We start from the raw sequence: 523 nt of genomic DNA on the forward strand, positions 1-523 counted from the left end.
ACCACGGTGGGATTCATGACTGGGGTGAAGTCGTAACAAGGTAGCCGTATCGGAAGGTGCGGCTGGATCACCTCCTTTCTAGAGCTGAACGTGTCGAACGTTGAGCGCTCACGCTTATCGGCTGTAAATTCAGACAGACTCAGGGGTCTGTAGCTCAGTCGGTTAGAGCACCGTCTTGATAAGGCGGGGGTCGATGGTTCGAATCCATCCAGACCCACCACTGTTTCTGCGGTGGCTGTGCTAACCGGTTGAAGGCACCCTGAAGTTCATGTGTGACTGGGGGATTAGCTCAGCTGGGAGAGCACCTGCTTTGCAAGCAGGGGGTCGTCGGTTCGATCCCGTCATCCTCCACCAATCATCAATGCATAGCGTTCTGCGGCAGGTCGGGCAGAGGGTTGTGCATTGGCGATTGAGCCAGTCAGAGTGATACGTGGTTATAGCAACCGCGATATCGGCTGTCGTTCTTTAACAATCAGGAAGAAGTAGTAAAGAGATTCACGAAAGCATATCTAGAGATGGGTGT

Annotated in this window: 2 tRNA genes and 1 rRNA gene; all 3 read left to right on the forward strand. The window is 53.2% G+C overall.

From position 1 onward, the window contains the following. A 16S ribosomal RNA gene (locus HWY05_RS37705) occupies positions 1 to 78 on the forward strand; the annotation flags it as partial. 65 nt (positions 79 to 143) lie between these two features. Continuing rightward, positions 144 to 220, forward strand: a tRNA-Ile gene (locus HWY05_RS37710). Between the two features lie 58 nt (positions 221 to 278). After that, positions 279 to 354, forward strand: a tRNA-Ala gene (locus HWY05_RS37715). The last annotated feature ends 169 nt before the right edge of the window (positions 355 to 523 follow it).

This window comes from Paraburkholderia sp. BCC1876 (assembly GCF_902833695.1).
Taxonomy (GTDB): domain Bacteria; phylum Pseudomonadota; class Gammaproteobacteria; order Burkholderiales; family Burkholderiaceae; genus Paraburkholderia.